This window comes from Streptomyces sp. JB150, assembly GCF_011193355.1.
Taxonomy (GTDB): domain Bacteria; phylum Actinomycetota; class Actinomycetes; order Streptomycetales; family Streptomycetaceae; genus Streptomyces.
The window spans coordinates 4,960,682-4,978,642 of sequence record NZ_CP049780.1 but is presented as its reverse complement, the minus strand read 5'-3'; the positions used below and the strand labels follow the sequence as shown (position 1 = coordinate 4,978,642).

Here is a 17,961-nt window from a genome sequence, read left to right as displayed (position 1 = left end):
CCAATTAAGATCCTTTGTCAGACAGGGCCTAGCGGCCCGCCTCCTTCGACACGAGGGCGACCGCCTCGTCGACGTCGTCGGTGAGGTGGAACAGGGTGAGGTCCTTCTCGGCGGCCTTGCCCTGGGCGATCAGCGTGTTCTTCAGCCAGTCGACCAGCCCGCCCCAGTACTCGGTGCCGAACAGCACGATCGGGAACTGGGTGACCTTCTGGGTCTGCACGAGCGTCAGGGCCTCGAAGAGTTCGTCGAGGGTGCCCAGTCCGCCGGGCAGGACGACGAAGCCCTGCGCGTACTTGACGAACATCATCTTCCGCACGAAGAAGTAGCGGAAGTTCAGGCCGATGTCGACGTACGGGTTGAGCCCCTGCTCGAAGGGCAGTTCGATGCCGAGGCCGACCGAGATGCCGCCCGCCTCGCAGGCGCCCTTGTTGGCGGCCTCCATCGCGCCGGGCCCGCCGCCGGTGATGACGGCGAACCCCGCCTCGACCAGCCCGCGGCCCAGCCGCACCCCCGCCTCGTACTCCGGGGAGTCCGCCGGGGTGCGCGCCGAGCCGAACACGCTGATGGCGGGCGGCAGTTCGGCGAGGGTGCCGAAGCCCTCGATGAACTCCGACTGGATGCGCAGGACCCGCCACGGGTCGGTGTGCACCCAGTCGGACGGGGCCCGCTCGTCCAGCAGCCGCTGGTCCGTGGTGCTCGTCTGCACCTGATCCCGCCTCCGGAGGACCGGTCCCAGGCGCCGCTCCTCCGGCGGCTGCTTGCTGCCCTCAGGGTTGCCGGTAGCCATGTGCGCTCCCTCCGGTTGCCACGTCTTTCGGTCTTCAGCGTAGATCTACGCGGGTTACGGAGGGGGGACGCGCGCGTGTCCGCCGCCGAGCGTCCCGGGGCACACCGCCGGAATGCGCGCTCAGGCGGTCAGCCAGGCGCGCAGCCGCTCCTCCGCCGCGAGGATCTTCGATGTCTCTACCCGCTCGTCCCGCTTGTGTGCCAAGAGCGGGTTGCCGGGGCCGTAGTTGACCGCCGGTACGCCGAGCGCGGAGAAGCGGGAGACGTCCGTCCAGCCGTACTTGGGCTTCGGGGTGCCGCCGACCGCCTCGATGAAGGCCGCGGCGGCCGGGTGGGACAGGCCGGGCAGCGCGCCGGGGCTGTGGTCGTCGACCACGAACTCCGTCACCCCGCAGTCCGCGAACACCTCGCGGACGTGGGCGATCGCCTCCTCGGGCGTACGGTCGGGCGCGTAGCGGAAGTTGATTGTCACCACGCACTCGTCGGGGATCACGTTGCCCGCGACGCCGCCGGAGACGAAGACCGCGTTGAGGCCCTCGTGGTACTCCAGCCCGTCGATCACCGGCCGGCGGGGCTCGTACTCGGCCAGGCGCCCGAGGATCGGCGCCGCCGCGTGGATGGCGTTGGAGCCCATCCAGCCGCGCGCCGAGTGGGCCCGCTCGCCGGTCGTCCTCAGCAGCATCCGCAGGGTGCCCTGGCAGCCGCCCTCGACCTGGCCGTCGGACGGCTCCAGCAGCACCGCGAAGTCGCCCTCCAGCCACTCGGGGTGGGCCTCGCAGACGTGCTTGAGCCCGTTGAGGTCCGCCGCGACCTCCTCGTTGTCGTAGAAGACGAACGTCAGGTCGCGGCTGGGCGCGGGGACGGTGGCCGCGATCCGCAGCTGGACGGCCACGCCGGACTTCATGTCGCAGGTGCCGCAGCCCCACAGCACGCCGTCCTCGTCCAGCCGGGACGGCACGTTGTCCGCGATCGGCACGGTGTCGATGTGCCCGGCGAGGATCACGCGCTCGGAACGGCCCAGGTCCGTGCGGGCCACGACGTTGTTGCCGAAGCGGTCGACCGTGAGGTGCGGCAGGGCGCGCAGCGCGGTCTCGATGGCGTCCGCGAGCGGCTTCTCGCCGCCGCTCACCGAGGGGAAGTCGACGAGCCGCGCGGTCAGCCGCGCGGCGTCCAGCGTGAGATCAAGCGGGGTATCGGCCATGCCCTCGACCCTAACGCCCGTACCGCGCCCGCCGGCCGTGCCGCCGGTCCCCGGCCGGGGACGTGACCTGCGCGGCACCGGGCCCACCCGGCGCTTGCCGTCCCGCGGGCTCCAGTACCTTGTACGCGTGCCAGAGCCGTCCCCTTCTCCCAAGCGTCGCGGCCGTCTCCTCCGTTGCGGGGCGGCCTTCGTGGTCCTGCTCGCGGTCGCGGGGTACCTCGCGGTGCAGTACATCACCGGCGGGGCAGGCGGTCCGGGCTGCAAGGTCGTCTCCGGCAAGGGCGACGGGGCGACCTACGAGTTCTCGCCGGAGCAGGCGGTGAACGCCGCGACGATCACGGCCGTGGGCACCGCGCGCGGGCTGCCCGAGCGGGCGGTGACGATCGCGCTGGCCACGGCGCTGCAGGAGTCCGCGCTGCGCAACATCGACCACGGCGACCGCGACTCGCTCGGCCTGTTCCAGCAGCGGCCCTCGCAGGGCTGGGGCACCGAGCGGCAGATCATGGACCCCATCTACTCGGCGGGCATGTTCTACGACCACCTGGTCGAGGTGCCCGGCTACACCCGGCTGCCGCTCACCGTGGCCGCCCAGCGGGTGCAGCGCAGCGGCTTCCCGCAGGCGTACGCCAAGCACGAGCCGGACGCCACGCTGCTCGCCGCCGCCCTCACCGGCCGCGCCGAGGCCACCCTGACCTGTGAGGGGCGGCCCGCCGCCACCCGGGCCACCGGGCCGGACGCGGTGCGCTCGGCACTGGTGCGGGACTTCGGGCAGGACGCCATGCAGCAGACCGGCGCCGAGGTGAACGGGGACGCGGCGGCCCCGCGGCCGGCCGTGACCGCCGAGACCAGCGGGCGGACCGTGACCGTGCCGGTCGAGCAGGGCTCCGGGGACGGGCGGGCGGCCCGGGAGCGCGGCTGGCAGCTGGCGCACTGGGCGGTGGCCAACGCCTCCGCGCTGCACATCGAGCGGGTCTCGTACGCGGGCCGCGAGTGGGTGGCCGGCACCACCGGCAGCACGTGGCGTACGGCCGGGGACGCGGCCGGCGGGAAGAACGGCGAGGGCGCCGACGCGGTGCGGATCCGCACCGCGCAGTAGTGCGGACGCTCACCCGCACGGATCAATACCGGCACCGCGCGCCCGGCGGTGTGCGCGGGTTTTCGCCCGGTCACCCCGGCAACCGCTGAATCCCTTGGGCACAAAGGGCTGTAAGGATTCCGCAGACTTTCGGACCGGCAGCCCTTTGTCCCTTTTTATCCACAGCCGATAATGCGACGCATTGCCAACTCTTTACGTTCGGCGTGCGCAACCTCGGCGGGGGGTCGAGCGGTAGTAACGGCGCACGTCCTTTCACGTTCCATCCCGTCGAAGGAGCAACATGTCCCTCCCCCTGACCCGCCGGATCGCCCGTGCCGCGCTGCTCACCGCAGCGGGAGCGGCCTCCGTGGTCGGTGCGACCGGCTCCGCCAACGCGGCTCCCGACCTGTCGGCCGCGCAGAACCTCGGCGGGCTGTCCGCCGTGGACGCCGCGAGCGTCGGCACCACCGTCGACGGCGCCGCCACCCAGGTCACCGACCTCGCGGGCGAGACCGGCGGCAAGGCGGTCAAGCAGTCCGGCAAGACCACCGGCAAGGCCGCGAAGAAGGCGACGCCGGCCGCGCAGAAGGCCGCCGGGGCGGTGGCCGGTTCCGCCGGGGACATCGTCGGCGAGACCGCGAAGACCGCCACCAAGGGCGGGCTGCCCACCGACTCGCTCACCAAGGGCGGCGGGCTGCCGACGCAGCAGCTGCCGGCCAAGGGCCTCCCGCTCGGCTGACGCCGGGCCGGCACGGCGCGATGGGGTCCGGGGAGGCACTCCCCGGACCCCTTCGTCGTCCTCCCGGAAGAGACCGGCCGGCTAGCGCGCCAGCCGCTCCACCGCCGCGCGCACCCGCTCGTCCGTGGCGGTCACGGCCACGCGGACGAAGCGGTCGCCCGCCGGGCCGTAGAAGTCGCCCGGCGCGACCAGGACGCCCCGCTCGGCGAGGTGCGCCACGGTGTCCCAGCAGGACTCGTCGCGGGTGGCCCACAGGTAGAGGCCGGCCTCGCTGTGCTCGATGCGGAAGCCGTGACCCAGCAGGGCCTCGCGCAGGGCGGTGCGGCGGGCGGCGTAGCGCTCGCGCTGCACGCGCACGTGCTCGTCGTCGCCGAGGGCGGCCACGACGGCCGCCTGGGTCGGCGCGGAGGTCATCATGCCGCCGTGCTTGCGGATCTCCAGCAGCGGGCCCAGGACGGCCGGGTCGCCGGCGGCGAAGGCCGCGCGGTAGCCCGCCAGGTTGGAGCGCTTGGAGAGGGAGTGGACGGCCACGATGCCGTCGTACGAGCCGCCGTTGACGTCCGGGTGCAGCACCGAGACCGGGTCGGCCTCCCAGCCCAGTTCGAGGTAGCACTCGTCGGAGACGAGCAGCACGCCGTGCTCGCGGGCCCAGGCGACGATCCGGGTCAGCTCCTCCTTCGGCAGCACCTTGCCGGTCGGGTTGGACGGCGAGTTCAGCCACAGCAGCCTCAGGCCCGCCGGGTCCAGCCCGGTCGGGTCGTCGTACACCTCGTACCCGGCGCGCGCGAGGCGGGCGCCGACCTCGTAGGTCGGGTAGGCCAGGCGCGGGTAGGCGACCCGGTCGCCGGGGCCGAGGCCCAGCTGGGTGGGGAGCCAGGCGACGAGTTCCTTGGAGCCGACCACCGGCAGCACATGGTGGTGGGTGACCCCGCGGGCGCCCAGGCGGCGCTCCAGCCAGCCGGTGATCGCGTCCCGCAGCTCCGGCGTGCCCCACACCGTCGGGTAGCCCGGCGTGTCCGCCGCGGCGACCAGCGCCTTCTGGATCAGCTCGGGCACCGGGTCGACCGGCGTGCCCACGGACAGGTCGACGATGCCGTCCGGGTGCGCGGCGGCCGTCTTCTTGTAGGGCGCGAGCTTGTCCCAGGGGAAGGTGGGAAGACGGTCGGAGACTGCGGACACGGTTTCTCGCTCACTCTCTTCGATACGGCAAACGCCTCGGTCCCGTGCGGCGATCAGGGGCGATCAGACCGTACGGGACCGAGGCGGCGCGGATGGCGGGCCGCTGGACGCGGACGCGGGTGTTACTCGCCCTGCGGCGGCAGACCGGCGACGAACGGGTGGTCGCGCTCGATCAGGCCGAGCTTGCTGGCGCCGCCGGGCGAACCCAGCTCGTCGAAGAACTCGACGTTCGCCTTGTAGTAGTCCTTCCACTCCTCCGGCACGTCGTCCTCGTAGAAGATGGCCTCCACCGGGCAGACCGGCTCACAGGCACCGCAGTCGACGCATTCGTCCGGGTGGATGTACAAGGACCGCTGGCCCTCGTAGATGCAGTCGACCGGGCACTCCTCGATGCACGCCTTGTCCTTGACGTCGACACAAGGCTGCGCGATGACGTAGGTCACGCTGTCGTTCCTCCTCGATAGGGCGCTGGCGGGCCTCCTCAGGCTCCGCCGCCTGGCGCGCGGGAGCGCGGCGTCGTCGATGCCCGCACCTAGTATCTCCGTTCTTGGGCATGATCCGAACAGGAGGGGTGAACCGACCTGTGGAAATCTCTGCGGCAGGGCGCCTTGAGGTCCGTATCACCGCTGCTGACGTGGGCAAACGCGTCTCCGTACGGCGCTGGAGCAACACTAGTCCCAGCGCGGTGACGGACGGGAAATTCACCGACACGGTCGGCGTTCTCACATCCTGGGACGCGGGTGTGCTGGTGATCACACGGCGGGACGGCGAAGTCGTCCGCATCCCGGAATCCTCGCTGGTGGCGGGCAAGGTCGTGCCCGCCGCACCGGCGCGCCGCCGGGGTCCCGCCGCCTCCTTCCCCGAGCTGGCGCGGGTCGCCGCGCGGGCGTGGCGGCCGCTGGAGAGCGAGGCGCTCGGCGAGTGGGAGCTGCGGGCCGCCGGCGGCTTCACCCGGCGGGCCAACTCGGCGCTGGCGCTGGGCGACCCGGGGATGGCGCTGGACGACGCGCTGAGCGCCGTACGGCGCTGGTACGGCGCGCGGGGCCTGCCCGCCTACGTCCAGGCCGCCACCGGGGCCGAGGGGACCCAGGAGGCGCTGTGCGCCGCGCTGAGCGAGCGCGGGTGGGTGCGCGAGGTGACCGCCGAGCTGTGGACGGGCTCCCTCGCGCCGCTCGCCGACCGGGAGCCGGCCGTGCAGGTGCGGCTGTCCCGGGAGGCCGACGAGGCGTGGCTGGCCCGCTACCGGCGCAAGGGGCTGAGCGAGGTGGCGCTGCGGGTGCTGGCCGGCGGACCGTCGGTGTGGTTCGCGACCGTGCCGGGCGAGAGCGCGGGTGTGGCCGCGGGGGCGCCGCCCGCCGCGATCGGGCGGCTGGTGGTCGACGGGCGGTGGGCCGGGTTCGCCGCCGTCGAGGTCGATCCGGCGCGGCGCCGGCAAGGGCTGGCCACCGCGGTGATGGCCGCGCTCGCCGGGCGTGCCCTGGAGGAGGGGGCCTCCGCCGGCTGGCTCCAGGTCGAGACGGACAACGCGGGCGCGCGGGCGCTGTACGGCGATCTGGGCTTCGCCCCGCACCACGCGTACCACCACTACCGGGAGCCGGAGGCGCGGGGCGCGTCCGGCGCCGGGCGAGGCTGAGGGGGTGCCTGCCGTGCTGCGTCCTCCCTTCCCGCCGCCGCCCGAGCGGGCCGCCGAGCTGCGGCGGCGCTTCGCCGACGAGGCGCGCGCCGAGCGGCCCGACCTGTCGCTGCTGTGCCTGCTGGTGGCCGCCGCCGGGGACGCCGCGCTGGACGAACCGGGCATCGTCGGCGCCCAGATGGAGCTGGACCGGCTGGCCGGGCTGCTGCCGTACCGGCCCGGCGGGCCGCGCGAGTGGGCCGAGGCGACCCGGGAGCTGCTGGGCGAGCGGCTGGGCTTCCACGGCACGCCCGGCGACTACCGGCGGCTGGAGTCGTCGCTGCTGCACGAGGTGCTGCGGCGGCGCCGGGGGCTGCCGATCCTGCTGTCCGTGGTGTGGATGGAGGTCGCGCGGCGGGCGGGGGCGCCGGTGTACGGCGTCGCGCTGCCCGGCCACTTCGTCGTGGGCTTCGGCTCCGCCGGGGAACGGGTGCTGGCGGACCCGTTCGACGGCGGGCGGGTGCTGGCCGGGATGGACGCGGAGCTGCTGGTGGTCGGCGCCACGGGAGCGCCGCTCGATCCCTCGGCGCTGTCGCCCGCGCCGACGGGCGAAGTCGTGCTGCGCGTCCTGAACAACATCCGGGCGTGGGCCGCGGCCCGGCCGGAGCGGTCGGATGTGTCGCTGTGGGCGGTCGACCTGTCGCTGCTGCTGCCGGCGCATCCGGCGCGGCTGCGGTACGAGCGGGCGCGGCTGCTGGTGCAGCGGGGCGAGTTCGCGGCGGGGGCGCGGGAGCTGGAGGCGTACGCGGATGTCGTCGCCGCGGTGGACGCCGCCGCCGGGGAGCGGGTGCTGGGGGAGGCGCGGGCGGCCCGGGCGTTGTTGAACTAGGGGGTGTCCGCAAAGTCGCGTCGTCCGCCCGGAAGGCGGGTCTCGCGGCGTCTGGTGCGTGCTCTCGGCGTGCCGGGCGGACGCCCGCGTACTGGTCGTACTCGGGTGTTCGCCCGGTGCGGCGAGAGGGCGTGCCAGGCGTCGCGAGACAGGCGCGACTTTGCGGACACCCCCTAGCGCTTCGCCGTGCGGGGTGCTGTTCGATCGCGGGTGCGGGGGCGTCGCGGTCGACCGGGCCGGGGGCACCCCGGGTGTGCGGGGTGCCCCTCGTTCCGGTTCGTCAGTTCGGGTTCGTTTCGATCACCGCGGTCCTGTTCGTCTCGCTCATCAGGGCCGTGCGCAGGGCGCCGTAGACGTCCTGCGGGGTCACCGGGGTCTTCTCGCCGGTGGCGCGGGTGATGAGGACGCCGTCGAAGGTGCTGCCGTACAGCTTCTCCAGGGCGGCGAGGTCGGGGCTGTCGACCAGCTTGCCGTCGACGGCCTTGACCCGCAGGAAGCGCCAGAGGGAGTTCTCCGGGCTGAACTTGATCGAGTGCGCCGCGTCCGTGCGGACCGTGACGAAGCCGGACATCGCGGGCTGCGCGAACTCCTTCATCATTCGGTCGACCTCGGCGTCGGAGACCGTCGGCTGCCGGGTGGTGGTCGGCAGGGCGACCGTCTCGGCGGTGCCGGTCTCCACCTGGGCGCGGTAGGCGGCGGCGACCGCGTCGGTGGCGCCGTCGACGTCCACGCCCTTGCCCGGCTTGCCGTAGACCGGGACGGCCTTGCCGGAGACGAACCTGATGGTGCCGTCGCTCGCGGTGCCCGCGCCGCCCGCCGCCTTCTCCAGGGCGGCGTGCAGCTTCTCCTCGTCGACCGGCATGACGGGCTCGACGACCCGCTGCTCGCCGAAGAGCGAGCCGATCACGGAAACCGGGTTGTAGTCGCTGGCCGCGGCCTCGCGGACGGTGGACTGGGTGTCGAGGGACAAGCCCGCCTGGTCCGGCCGGAGGGTGACCGGGTCCCCGCCGACGGTCAGCTTGATCGGGTCGTCGACGCGGTCGCCCAGGGCCTCGTCGAGCTTCTTGACGGCGTCGTCGCGGGTGCCGCCGCCGATGTCCACGCCGAGCACGGTGGTGCCCTTGGGCACGTCGGAGTGGTTCATCAGCAGGCCGGCGCCGTAGGCGACACCGGCGAGCGCGATCACGCCGCCGCCGAGCAGCACCAGCTTGCTGCGGCCCTTCTTCTTGCGGGGCGCGGCTGCCGGGGCGCTCTGCTGGGCGGGCGCCGCCGGGGCGGCGGGGCCGGCCGGGGGGAACCCGGCGTCGCGGTCGGGGTCCGGGACGACCGGGATGCCGCTGGTCACCGTGTGCCCGGAGACGTTGTCGTGCGGCGGGGTGCGGAAGCCGGCGCCGGGCGGGGGCTCGGGGACCTGCTTCTGCGGGGTGAGGACGGCGGTGTCGTCGCTGAGGCCGCCGCCGGGGAGGGGGGCGCCCGTGGGCGCGGTACCGGGGCCGGCGGGGGCGCCCGTGGGCGCGGTGCCGGGGCCGGCGGGGGCGCCCGGGGCTGCGGGCGGGGCCAGCGGGCCGTCGCCGGTGACCGGGCCGCCGGTGGGGCCGGCCGGGCCGCCGCCGTAGCCGGCGTAACCGGCCTGCGGGTTCTGTCCGTTCCGGCCGTTGTGTCCGCCGGGCGCGGACGTGGACGGCCGGCCGTCCCGCTCGTTCTCCGGGCCGTACGGCACATCGTCGCGGCGCGGTTCGGTGGCGCGGCCGCCGTTGCCGAGCGGGCCCGCCGCGAGGGCCTCGGTGACGTCGAAGGAGCCGGTGCCGCCGCCGTGGCCGGGCGCGACCGGGCCGCCGGTGGCGCCGGGCAGCCCGGAGCCGCCGGTGCCGGGCCGGCCGCCGCCGGGCAGGTTCACCGCGCCGACGACACCGCCGGGGCGGCCGGGACCGCCCGCCGGGCGGGCGCCGCCGGAGGGCGCCGCGCCGGACCCGCGGGAGCCCGCGCCGGACGCGGGCGCCGCGGCGCCCGAACCGGCGGGCGCGCCCGGGGCGTTGCCGGAGCCGCCGCTCTGCGCGCCCTTGGGGGCCGGGGACTTGCGGGGCGCGAACCAGTCGCTCGTCTTCTCCTCGGCCTGCGCCGCGGGTTCGGCGGGGGCGGGCGGTTCGACGGTGCCCGTGGTCGTGGCGGCGCCCGGCGCCGGGGCCTCGGCCTCGGGGCCGTCGGCGGACTCGGCGTCCCCGACGGGCTTGCGCACGACGACCGGCGGGATGGGCCGTGATCCGGGGATGTTGATCCGGATCCGCGTCGTCAGCGTGGTCTCGGTCTTGCGTTCCTCCGGCCGCGCGGCCGAACGCCCTTCTTGCGTACCGCCGTCGGAAGCCGTGGGGGTACCGTACGGCGGCGTGCCCGAGGGGTATGCGGCTCCGCCGCGCCCGTGGGGCCCGGAGGACGGACTGTCAGTTTCACGACTCAAGGCAGGTTCTCCCGGTTGGCTCCGCCGCCCGCGGTACGACCTCACTCTGTTCGGGCGGCTCGGCGGCGCGCACAACCATACTGTCCGCTTCCGGCGCTTATCCCATGGCCGCCGGTGAAACCCGCACGGGACTCGCACGTGCGCGGATCGGCGAAGTGGTACGTCACTTGCCAAGTCGGACGGCGGGGCTCCCGGGTTGCCGCGCGACGCCGAGGGTGGCGCAGATCACAGCCACGGCCATGCCGCCGAGCAGGAAGAGATACGAGCCGACGCCCGCGGCGAAGACGAAGTCGCCCTCGGGACGGCTGGTGGTGAGCAGCACGACGGTGATCATCCAGCCCGCGGCGGGCGCGACGGCCCCGCCCCGGCCGCCGGTGGCGCGGGCGCCGCCCAGGAACGCCCCGGCCGCGCCGGCGAGGGCGAGCAGCAGCCCGCCCGGGAACCAGCCGCCCTGCACCAGCGCGCCGGCGCCGCCGACGACGGCGCCGAGCAGGAACAGCCCCAGCCAGGCGGCGATCCGCCCGGCGGAGGGGCGGGTCAGGGGCTGGGTCAGCGCGGAGCCCCGGTCCGTCATGACGCCTCCTCGGCGGCGATCCCGGCGAACAGGTCGGTCTCCCGGCCCGCGCCCGCGGCCCGTTCCCCCCGCACCAACTCGTAGTACTCGGTGGGCAGGACGGGCTGCGCCAGGTCGTTGGAGAGGACGAAGAAGTCGCCCTCCACCGTGATCTGGGTGGCGTGCGCGGCCATCGCGGCGGCCTTGGCGGCGGCGCGGGTGTCACCGCCGTCGATCTCGGTGGTGATCCGCTCGTCGTCGACGACGCCGGGGACGTCGTCGAGGGCGGCGGCCTTCGTGAAGGACAGGCCCGGCAGCTCCCGGTGCAGGCGGGCGAAGGCGGCCTCGCCGGCGGTGCGCGGGACGCGGTTCCAGTAGACCTTGGCGGGGGCGCAGCCGGCCTCCTCGGCCAGCTCGACGGCGCGCATGGCGACGCGGTGGGCCTGGATGTGGTCGGGGTGGCCGTAGCCGCCGTGCGGGTCATAGGTGACGAGGACCTGGGGGCGCACCTCCCGGATGACCTCCAGGAGGTGCCCGGCGGCCTCGTCGACGTCCGCCTGCCAGAAGCAGGCCGGGTCGTCGTTGTCGGGCAGGCCCATCATCCCGGAGTCGGCGTAGCGGCCGTCGCCGCCGAGCCGGCGGAAGTCGGTGACGCCCAGCTCGGCCATGGCGGCGGTCAGCTCGCCGAGGCGGTGCGCGCCGAGGGCGGCGCCGGTCAGGTGCGCGAGCGCCGGGGGGATGACCTCGCCGCGCTCGCCGAGGGTGCAGGTGACCAGGGTCACATGGGCACCCTCGGCCGCGTACCGGGCCATGGTGGCGCCGTTGTTGATCGACTCGTCGTCCGGGTGCGCGTGCACCAGGAGCAGACGACGGGAGGGCAGGTCACTCATGGCCCCACCCTAAAGGGATCAGAACTTGATGCTGCTGATCATCCCGGCGATGTTGGTCGTCAGCTCGCTGATCGTCGGGGCGACCGTCGAGGAGGCGAGGTAGAAGCCGAGGAGCATGCAGACCACCGCGTGGCCGGCCTTCAGTCCTGACTTCTTGATGAGCAGGAAGACGATGATCGCCAGCAGCACCACCGCCGAAATCGAGAGTGCCACGGCGGCTCACCTCCAAGGACCGGGAACGTTGGGGGCACAGAGCGGGGGAACGGGTAAGTCGATACAGCGGCCAGCAGGTTCATACCCACACAGCGCTAGTGATCATAACTATCCGTACGCGCGCATCTGTCGGCGCACGGCCGCACAAGGGGGCGCATGGCCAATATGGTCGGGGCATGACGACCGAGCCTGATTCCTTCCCCCGGCGGCACGCGCGGACCCAGCGGTTCACGCTCGGCGCGCCGCGTTCGTTCACCGTGGCGCCGGACGCGTCGCGGGTGGTGTTCCTGCGCTCCCGTTCCGGTACGGACCGGGCGAACGCGCTGTGGGTGCTCGACCTGGCGGAGGGCGCCGAGCGGGTGGCCGCCGACCCGGCCGTGCTGCTGGGCGGCGCGGCGGAGGATCTGCCTCTGGAGGAGCGGGCGCGGCGGGAGCGCAGCCGTGAGGGGGGCGCCGGGGTGGTCGGCTATGCCACCGACACGGCGGTGGAGTTGGCGTCTTTCGCCTTGTCAGGGCGGCTTTTCACGGCGGAGCTGCGGGCCGGTACGGCGCGTGAACTGCCCGTCGCCGGGCCGGTGGTCGACCCGCGCCCCTCACCCGACGGGCGGCTGGTGGCGTACGTGGCGCGGGGCGCGCTGCGGGTGGTCGGCGCGGAGGGCGAGGGGGACCGGGCGCTCGCCGAACCGGAAGCGGAGGGCGTGTCCTACGGGCTGGCCGAGTTCATCGCGGCCGAGGAGATGGGGCGGTCGCGCGGTTTCTGGTGGTCGCCGGCGTCGGACCGGCTGCTGGTGGCGCGGGTGGACGACACGCCGGTGGCGCGGTGGTGGATCTCCGATCCCGCGGAGCCGAAACGTGACCCACAACACGTCCCGTATCCGGCGGCGGGGACGGCCAACGCGGAGGTCCGGCTGTTCGTCGTGGACCTCGACGGGGCCCGCACGGAGGTGCTCTGGGACCGGGCGCGCTATCCCTATCTGGCGCGAGTGCACTGGTCAGCGGCGGGTGCGCCGCTGCTGCTGGTCCAGGCGCGCGATCAGCGCGGCCAGTTGTACCTGGCGGTGGATCCGGACACCGGTGCGACCCGGATGGTGCACGCCGACGAAGATCCGATTTGGCTTGATCTTTTCCCTGGGGTGCCCTGCTGGTCGCCCTCGGGGCAGCTGGTGCGGATCGCCGACGAGGGCGGTGCGCGGGTGCTGGCGGTGGGGGAACGGCCGCTGACGGGAGCGCAGTTGCACATCCGCGCGGTGCTGGACGTATCGCCCGACGACGTGCTCGTCTCGGCGTCCGCCGGCGCGGAAGCGGAACGGCCGGAGACCGGTGAGGTGCATGTCTACCGGGTCAACGAGCTGGGTGTCGAGCGGCTGTCGCGGGAACCGGGGGTGCACTCGGCGGTGCGGTCCGGGGACGTGACGGTCCTCGTGTCGGCGACGCTGGAGCGGCCGGGGGCGCGGGTGCGGGTGCTGCGGGAGGGGAAACAGGTCGCGGTCGTCCCGTCGTACGCCGAAGACCCCGGTATGTCGCCCCGGATCACGCTCACCCAGGGGGGCGCACGGAGGATTCCGTGCGCCGTGCTTATGCCACGGGACTACCCCGGTGACACTCCCCTGCCGGTCCTCCTGGACCCCTACGGCGGCCCCCACGGTCCGCGCGTGGTCGCCGCCCACAACGCCCATCTGACCTCGCAGTGGTTCGCCGACCAGGGCTTCGCGGTGATCGTCGCCGACGGGCGCGGCACCCCCGGCCGCTCCCCCGGCTGGGAGAAGGCGATCCACCGGGACCTCACCGTCTCCCTCGACGACCAGATCGAGGCACTGCAGGATTTGGCGCGGAATCATCCGCTGGATTTGAGCCGGGTGGCCATTCGCGGCTGGTCCTACGGCGGCTGGCTGGCGGCGCTCGCCGTCCTGCGCCGCCCGGACGTCTTCCACGCGGGCATCGCGGGCGCGCCGGTCACCGACTGGCGCCTGTACGACACCCACTACACCGAGCGCTACCTGGGCGACCCGGCGGCCTCCCCCGAGGCGTACGCGCGCAGCTCCCTGGTGACGGACGAGGGCCTGTCCGCCCCCGCCGAGCCGCACCGGCCGCTGATGATCGTGCACGGCACGGCCGACGACAACGTGGTGTTCGCGCACGCGCTGCGCCTGTCCTCCGCGCTGCTCGCGGCCGGCCGGCCGCACGAGGTCCTGCCGCTGTCCGGCGTCACCCACATGACCCCGCAGGAGCGGGTCGCCGAGAACCTGCTGCTGCTCCAGGTGGGCTTTCTCAAGCGGGCGTTGGGACTCGCGCGGGGCTAGGGGGACACTCCCCGGGCACGGCAACGGGCCGGGACGACATGGCGCGTCCCGGCCCGTACACGGCACCCGCACGGCCGTACGCCCACCAGTCTGACGCGTCCGTATATCGGGACAGGGTCGGGCGGGTTGCCGGTGTGTTACCCGGCCTGCTCCGCGGGGACGACGTGTCTCTCCTCGGCGAAGTGGCAGGCGCTGGGGTGGGCCGCGGGACCGGTCGTGTGCCGGAAGGACGCGGGGACGGCGAGCGCCGGGACCTCCTCGGCGCAGCGGTCGCGGGCCTTCCAGCAGCGGGTGCGGAAGCGGCAGCCGGAGGGGACGTTCGTGGGGGACGGGACGTCGCCGTACAGGATGATGCGCTCGCGGTGCTCGCGGGCCTCGGGGTCGGGCACGGGGACGGCGGAGAGCAGGGCCTGGGTGTAGGGGTGCGTGGGGTGGTCGTAGATCTCGGTGTCGCGGCCGGTCTCGACGATCCGCCCGAGGTACATCACCGCGACCCGGTCCGAGATGTGCCGCACGATCGACAGGTCGTGGGCGATGAAGACGTACGAGAGGTCGAACTCGTCCTGGAGGCGTTCCATCAGGTTGACGACCTGCGCCTGGACCGAGACGTCCAGCGCCGAGACCGGTTCGTCCGCGACGATGATCTCCGGGCGCAGCGCCAGGCCGCGGGCGATGCCGATGCGCTGGCGCTGGCCGCCGGAGAACTGGTGCGGGTAGCGGTTGACGTACTCCGGGTTCAGGCCGACGACGTCGAGCAGCTCCTGCACCCTGCGCCGCCGGTCGCCCTTGGGGGCCGCTTCGGGGTGGATGTCGAAGGGTTCGCCGATGATGTCGCCGACCGTCATCCGGGGGTTGAGGGAGGTGTACGGGTCCTGGAACACCATCTGGATGTTGCGGCGTACGGCTCTGAGGGCGCGGCCGGACAGGCGGGTGACGTCCTCGCCCCTGTACGTGATCGAGCCGGACGTCGGCCGCTCCAGGCCGACCAGCAGCCTCGCGACCGTGGACTTGCCGCAGCCCGACTCCCCGACGATGCCCAGGGTTTCGCCGCGGTGCAGGGCGAAGTCCACGCCGTCGACGGCCTTGACGGCACCGACCTGCTTCCTGAACAGGACGCCCTGCGTCAGCGGGTAGTGCTTGACCAGCCCGCGGACCTGGAGGATCGGCTCAGCCATGCAGGCACTCCCGCCAGAAGTGGCAGGCGCTGCCGCGGTCGTCGTCCACCTCGTACAGGGGCGGTACGCCGGTGCGGCAGACGTCCCGGGCCATCGGGCAGCGCGGGTGGAAGGGGCAGCCGGACGGGATGTCCAGCAGGCTGGGCGGCAGGCCCTTGATGGCGTACAGCTCCCGGCCCTTCCGGTCCAGGCGGGGGATGGAGTCGAGCAGGCCTCGGGTGTAGGGGTGCGCGGGGGCCTTGTAGAGGTCGTGGACCGGGGCGGACTCGACGATCCGGCCCGCGTACATGACGGCGATGCGGTCGGCCACGTCCGCGACGACGCCGAGGTCGTGGGTGATGAGGATCAGGCCCATGTCGTACTCGCGCCGCAGCTCCGCCAGCAGCTCCATGACCTGCGCCTGGACCGTCACGTCCAGCGCGGTCGTGGGCTCGTCGGCGATGATCAGCGCGGGCTCCAGGGCCATCGCCATGGCGATCATGATGCGCTGGCGCATCCCGCCGGAGAACTGGTGCGGGTACTGCTTGGCCCGTTCCCTCGCGGCCGGGATGCGCACCCGGTCCATCAGCTCCACGGCCTTCGCGCGGGCGTCCTTCCGCGACATCCCGCGGTGCACGACGAACATCTCGCCGAGCTGGTCGCCGACGGTCAGCACCGGGTTCAGCGCGGACAGCGCGTCCTGGAAGATCATCGCCATCCCGGCGCCGCGCACCCGGCGCCGCTCGTCCTCCTTCAGCTTCAGCAGGTCGCGGCCCTGGAAGAGGATCTCCCCCGCCGTGATGCGCCCCGGCGGCATGTCGAGGATGCCCATGACGGCCTGCGCGGTGACCGACTTCCCGGACCCGGACTCGCCGAGCACGGCCAGCGTCTCCCCCGCGTCGACGCCGTAGGTGACCCCGTTGACGGCCCGGGCGACCCCGTCCCGGGTGCGGAACTCCACCTGCAGATCACGCACTTCCAGCAGCACGTCTCACCTCAGTTTCGGATCGAGGGCGTCGCGGACGGCGTCGCCGAGCATGATGAAGGCCAGGACGGTGATCGCCAGGGCGCCGGAGGGCCACAGGAGGGCGTGCGGGGCGTTGCGGATGTAGGGGGAGGCCGCGGAGATGTCGATGCCCCAGGAGACGCTGGGGGGTTTGAGGCCGACGCCGAGGTAGGACAGGGTGGCCTCCAGGGCGATGTAGGTGCCGAGGGCGATGGTCGCGACGACGATGACGGGGGCCACCGCGTTGGGCGCGATGTGGCGCAGCAGCAGCCGGGAGTGGGAGGCGCCGAGGGCGCGGGCGGCCTGGACGTAGTCGTTCTGTTTGACGGTGATGACGGAGCCGCGGGCGATCCGGGAGATCTGCGGCCAGCCCAGCAGGACCATGAAGCCGATGACCGGCCAGACGGCGTTGGCGGTGACGACGGACAGCAGGACCAGGCCGCCGAGGACGACGGGGATGGCGAAGAAGATGTCGGTGAGGCGGGACAGGAGCGAGTCCCAGACCCCGCCGAAGAAGCCGGCGAGCCCGCCGAGCACGCTGCCGAGGACCGCGACGCCGAGGGTGGCGCAGACGCCGACCGCGACGGACGTCCGGGCGCCGTAGACCGTACGGGTGTAGACGTCGCAGCCCTGGCCGTTGAAGCCGAAGGGGTGGCCGGGCTGGGAGCCCTGCTGGGCCTTGGCGAGGTCGCAGTGCAGGGGGTTGCCGGAGGCGATCAGGGACGGCCACAGGGAGATGGCGACCAGGAAGCAGATCACCAGGCCGGAGACGAGGAAGACCGGGTTGCGGCGCAGGTCGTGCCAGGCGTCGGACCACAGGGAGCGGGGTCTGCCCGCGGGACCGCCGCTCGCGCCGCCGGGGCCCGTGGCGCCGTCGAGGGGCTTCTCCAGCGTCACCGCCTCGCTCGCCGCCAGGTCCATCTGGCCGCCCATGCCGGTGCCGGCGATGGTGCGCTCGGGCTCGAAGGGCTGCTGCTCAGGCATAGCGGATCCTCGGGTCGAGTACGGCGTACAGGAGGTCGACGAGGAGGTTGGCGAGCAGGAAGACCAGGACCAGGACGGTCACGAAGCCGACCACGGTCTGGGTGTTCTGGCGGAGGATGCCCTGGTAGAGCTGGTAGCCGACACCGTGGATGTTGAAGATCCGCTCGGTGACGATCGCGCCGCCCATCAGCGCGCCGACGTCGGTGCCGATGAAGGTGACGACCGGGATGAGGGAGTTGCGCAGCAGGTGCCGGGTGACGACCCGGTGGCGGGGCAGCCCCTTGGCGGTGGCCGTGCGGACGTAGTCGGAGCGCTTGTTCTCGGCGAGGGAGGTGCGGGTGAGCCGGGTGACGTAGGCGAGCGAGACGGAGGCGAGGACGAGGCCGGGGACGATCAGCTCGCCGAAGCGGGCCTCGGGTGACACCGAGGGTCTGATCCAGCCCCACTCCACACCGAGCAGCAGCTGGAGCAGCAGGCCGGTGACGAAGGTGGGGACGGAGATGACGACGAGGGTGACCAGGAGGACCGAGGTGTCGACCGGGCGGCCGCGGCGCAGCCCGGTGAGGACGCCGAGGGTGATGCCGATGACGATCTCGAAGAGGACCGCGACGATCGTCAGCCGGATGGTGACGGGGAAGGCGGAGCCCATCAGCTCGGTGACCGGCTGACCGTTGAAGGCGGTGCCGAAGTCGCCGGTGAAGACGTTGCCCATGTAGGTCAGGTATTGCTCCCACACCGGCTTGTCGAGGCCGAACTCCCGTCTGAGCTGGGCGGCGGTCGCCGGGTCGCACTGCCGGTCGCCGCACAGGCCCGCGACGGGGTCGCCCATCACGTTGACCATCAGGAAGATCAGCAGGGTGGCCCCGATGAAGACCGGGATCATCTGGAGCAGCCGCCGGGCGACGTACCGTCCCATGGCGCCGCC

Annotated in this window: 17 protein-coding genes; 5 read left to right on the top strand and 12 right to left on the bottom strand. The window is 73.5% G+C overall.

Annotated elements, in window-relative coordinates; translation table 11 throughout:
- Positions 1-28 precede the first annotated feature (28 nt).
- Together G7Z13_RS23165 and dapE are read right to left on the bottom strand one after the other, a co-directional pair.
- Entirely contained in the window at positions 29-787 is a 759-nt protein-coding gene (locus G7Z13_RS23165) for a TIGR00730 family Rossman fold protein (protein WP_166002158.1), read from the bottom strand.
- A gap of 120 nt (positions 788-907) precedes the next feature.
- The gene (gene dapE, locus G7Z13_RS23160) at positions 908-1,987 is read right to left on the bottom strand and encodes a succinyl-diaminopimelate desuccinylase (protein ID WP_166002157.1); all 1,080 of its coding nucleotides are present in this window, start codon (positions 1,985-1,987) and stop codon (positions 908-910) included.
- A 127-nt stretch (positions 1,988-2,114) separates the two neighbouring features.
- Between dapE and G7Z13_RS23155 the strand changes: the two genes are divergently transcribed.
- Together G7Z13_RS23155 and G7Z13_RS23150 are read left to right on the top strand one after the other, a co-directional pair.
- Complete coding sequence (locus G7Z13_RS23155) at positions 2,115-3,083, top strand: heavy metal transporter (RefSeq protein WP_166002156.1); 969 nt, start codon at positions 2,115-2,117, stop codon at positions 3,081-3,083.
- 280 nt (positions 3,084-3,363) lie between these two features.
- Positions 3,364-3,801, top strand: a complete 438-nt coding sequence (locus tag G7Z13_RS23150) for an ATP-binding protein (protein ID WP_166002155.1) — start codon at positions 3,364-3,366, stop codon at positions 3,799-3,801.
- Between the two features lie 81 nt (positions 3,802-3,882).
- Here G7Z13_RS23150 and G7Z13_RS23145 read toward each other — a convergent pair whose 3' ends face one another.
- A complete protein-coding gene (locus G7Z13_RS23145) occupies positions 3,883-4,980 on the bottom strand; it encodes a bifunctional succinyldiaminopimelate transaminase/glutamate-prephenate aminotransferase (RefSeq protein ID WP_166002154.1) in 1,098 nt (365 codons plus the stop codon).
- A 122-nt stretch (positions 4,981-5,102) separates the two neighbouring features.
- The gene (fdxA, locus tag G7Z13_RS23140; RefSeq protein ID WP_043503874.1) at positions 5,103-5,423 is read right to left on the bottom strand and encodes a ferredoxin; all 321 of its coding nucleotides are present in this window, start codon (positions 5,421-5,423) and stop codon (positions 5,103-5,105) included.
- A 140-nt stretch (positions 5,424-5,563) separates the two neighbouring features.
- On the opposite strand from fdxA, the gene G7Z13_RS23135 reads away from it, so the two are divergent.
- Positions 5,564-6,613 (top strand): GNAT family N-acetyltransferase, encoded by a 1,050-nt coding sequence (locus G7Z13_RS23135; protein ID WP_166002153.1) that lies wholly within the window; start codon positions 5,564-5,566, stop codon positions 6,611-6,613.
- Between the two features lie 16 nt (positions 6,614-6,629).
- Complete coding sequence (locus G7Z13_RS23130) at positions 6,630-7,481, top strand: transglutaminase-like domain-containing protein (protein WP_166005225.1); 852 nt, start codon at positions 6,630-6,632, stop codon at positions 7,479-7,481.
- Between the two features lie 280 nt (positions 7,482-7,761).
- On the opposite strand, the gene G7Z13_RS23125 is transcribed toward G7Z13_RS23130, so the two are convergent.
- The 4 genes from G7Z13_RS23125 to G7Z13_RS23110 form a co-directional block, all read right to left on the bottom strand.
- A complete protein-coding gene (locus G7Z13_RS23125; RefSeq protein WP_166002152.1) occupies positions 7,762-9,936 on the bottom strand; it encodes a hypothetical protein in 2,175 nt (724 codons plus the stop codon).
- A gap of 163 nt (positions 9,937-10,099) precedes the next feature.
- Entirely contained in the window at positions 10,100-10,510 is a 411-nt protein-coding gene (locus G7Z13_RS23120; RefSeq protein WP_166002151.1) for a DUF6113 family protein, read from the bottom strand.
- The gene (gene mshB / locus G7Z13_RS23115) at positions 10,507-11,379 is read right to left on the bottom strand and encodes an N-acetyl-1-D-myo-inositol-2-amino-2-deoxy-alpha-D-glucopyranoside deacetylase (protein WP_166002150.1); all 873 of its coding nucleotides are present in this window, start codon (positions 11,377-11,379) and stop codon (positions 10,507-10,509) included. Before mshB ends, G7Z13_RS23120 begins: the two co-directional genes overlap by 4 nt.
- Before the next feature lie 18 nt (positions 11,380-11,397).
- On the bottom strand, positions 11,398-11,592 hold the full coding sequence (locus G7Z13_RS23110; protein WP_166002149.1) for a hypothetical protein: 195 nt from the start codon (positions 11,590-11,592) through the stop codon (positions 11,398-11,400).
- A 176-nt stretch (positions 11,593-11,768) separates the two neighbouring features.
- Between G7Z13_RS23110 and G7Z13_RS23105 the strand changes: the two genes are divergently transcribed.
- Positions 11,769-13,892 (top strand): prolyl oligopeptidase family serine peptidase, encoded by a 2,124-nt coding sequence (locus G7Z13_RS23105; protein ID WP_166002148.1) that lies wholly within the window; start codon positions 11,769-11,771, stop codon positions 13,890-13,892.
- Between the two features lie 137 nt (positions 13,893-14,029).
- On the opposite strand, the gene G7Z13_RS23100 is transcribed toward G7Z13_RS23105, so the two are convergent.
- From G7Z13_RS23100 to G7Z13_RS23085, 4 genes are read right to left on the bottom strand one after another with little or no spacing between them, the layout of a single operon-like run.
- On the bottom strand, positions 14,030-15,067 hold the full coding sequence (locus G7Z13_RS23100) for a dipeptide ABC transporter ATP-binding protein (RefSeq protein WP_166002147.1): 1,038 nt from the start codon (positions 15,065-15,067) through the stop codon (positions 14,030-14,032).
- Positions 15,060-16,034, bottom strand: a complete 975-nt coding sequence (locus G7Z13_RS23095; protein WP_166002146.1) for an ABC transporter ATP-binding protein — start codon at positions 16,032-16,034, stop codon at positions 15,060-15,062. Before G7Z13_RS23095 ends, G7Z13_RS23100 begins: the two co-directional genes overlap by 8 nt.
- Positions 16,035-16,037: 3 nt before the next feature.
- On the bottom strand, positions 16,038-17,036 hold the full coding sequence (locus G7Z13_RS23090; RefSeq protein WP_166002145.1) for an ABC transporter permease: 999 nt from the start codon (positions 17,034-17,036) through the stop codon (positions 16,038-16,040).
- Complete coding sequence (locus G7Z13_RS23085; RefSeq protein ID WP_166002144.1) at positions 17,029-17,952, bottom strand: ABC transporter permease; 924 nt, start codon at positions 17,950-17,952, stop codon at positions 17,029-17,031. Before G7Z13_RS23085 ends, G7Z13_RS23090 begins: the two co-directional genes overlap by 8 nt.
- Positions 17,953-17,961: the final 9 nt, after the last annotated feature.

Bases quoted from the DNA above. Each gene is read 5' to 3' on its own strand.
- G7Z13_RS23090 (WP_166002145.1), bottom strand. From the start codon at position 17,036: ATGCCTGAGCAGCAGCCCTTCGAGCCCGAGCGCACCATCGCCGGCACC.
- G7Z13_RS23165 (WP_166002158.1), bottom strand. From the start codon at position 787: ATGGCTACCGGCAACCCTGAGGGCAGCAAGCAGCCGCCGGAGGAGCGG.
- G7Z13_RS23100 (WP_166002147.1), bottom strand. From the start codon at position 15,067: ATGGCTGAGCCGATCCTCCAGGTCCGCGGGCTGGTCAAGCACTACCCG.
- G7Z13_RS23120 (WP_166002151.1), bottom strand. From the start codon at position 10,510: ATGACGGACCGGGGCTCCGCGCTGACCCAGCCCCTGACCCGCCCCTCC.
- mshB (WP_166002150.1), bottom strand. From the start codon at position 11,379: ATGAGTGACCTGCCCTCCCGTCGTCTGCTCCTGGTGCACGCGCACCCG.
- G7Z13_RS23105 (WP_166002148.1), top strand. From the start codon at position 11,769: ATGACGACCGAGCCTGATTCCTTCCCCCGGCGGCACGCGCGGACCCAG.
- G7Z13_RS23085 (WP_166002144.1), bottom strand. From the start codon at position 17,952: ATGGGACGGTACGTCGCCCGGCGGCTGCTCCAGATGATCCCGGTCTTC.
- G7Z13_RS23150 (WP_166002155.1), top strand. From the start codon at position 3,364: ATGTCCCTCCCCCTGACCCGCCGGATCGCCCGTGCCGCGCTGCTCACC.
- dapE (WP_166002157.1), bottom strand. From the start codon at position 1,987: ATGGCCGATACCCCGCTTGATCTCACGCTGGACGCCGCGCGGCTGACC.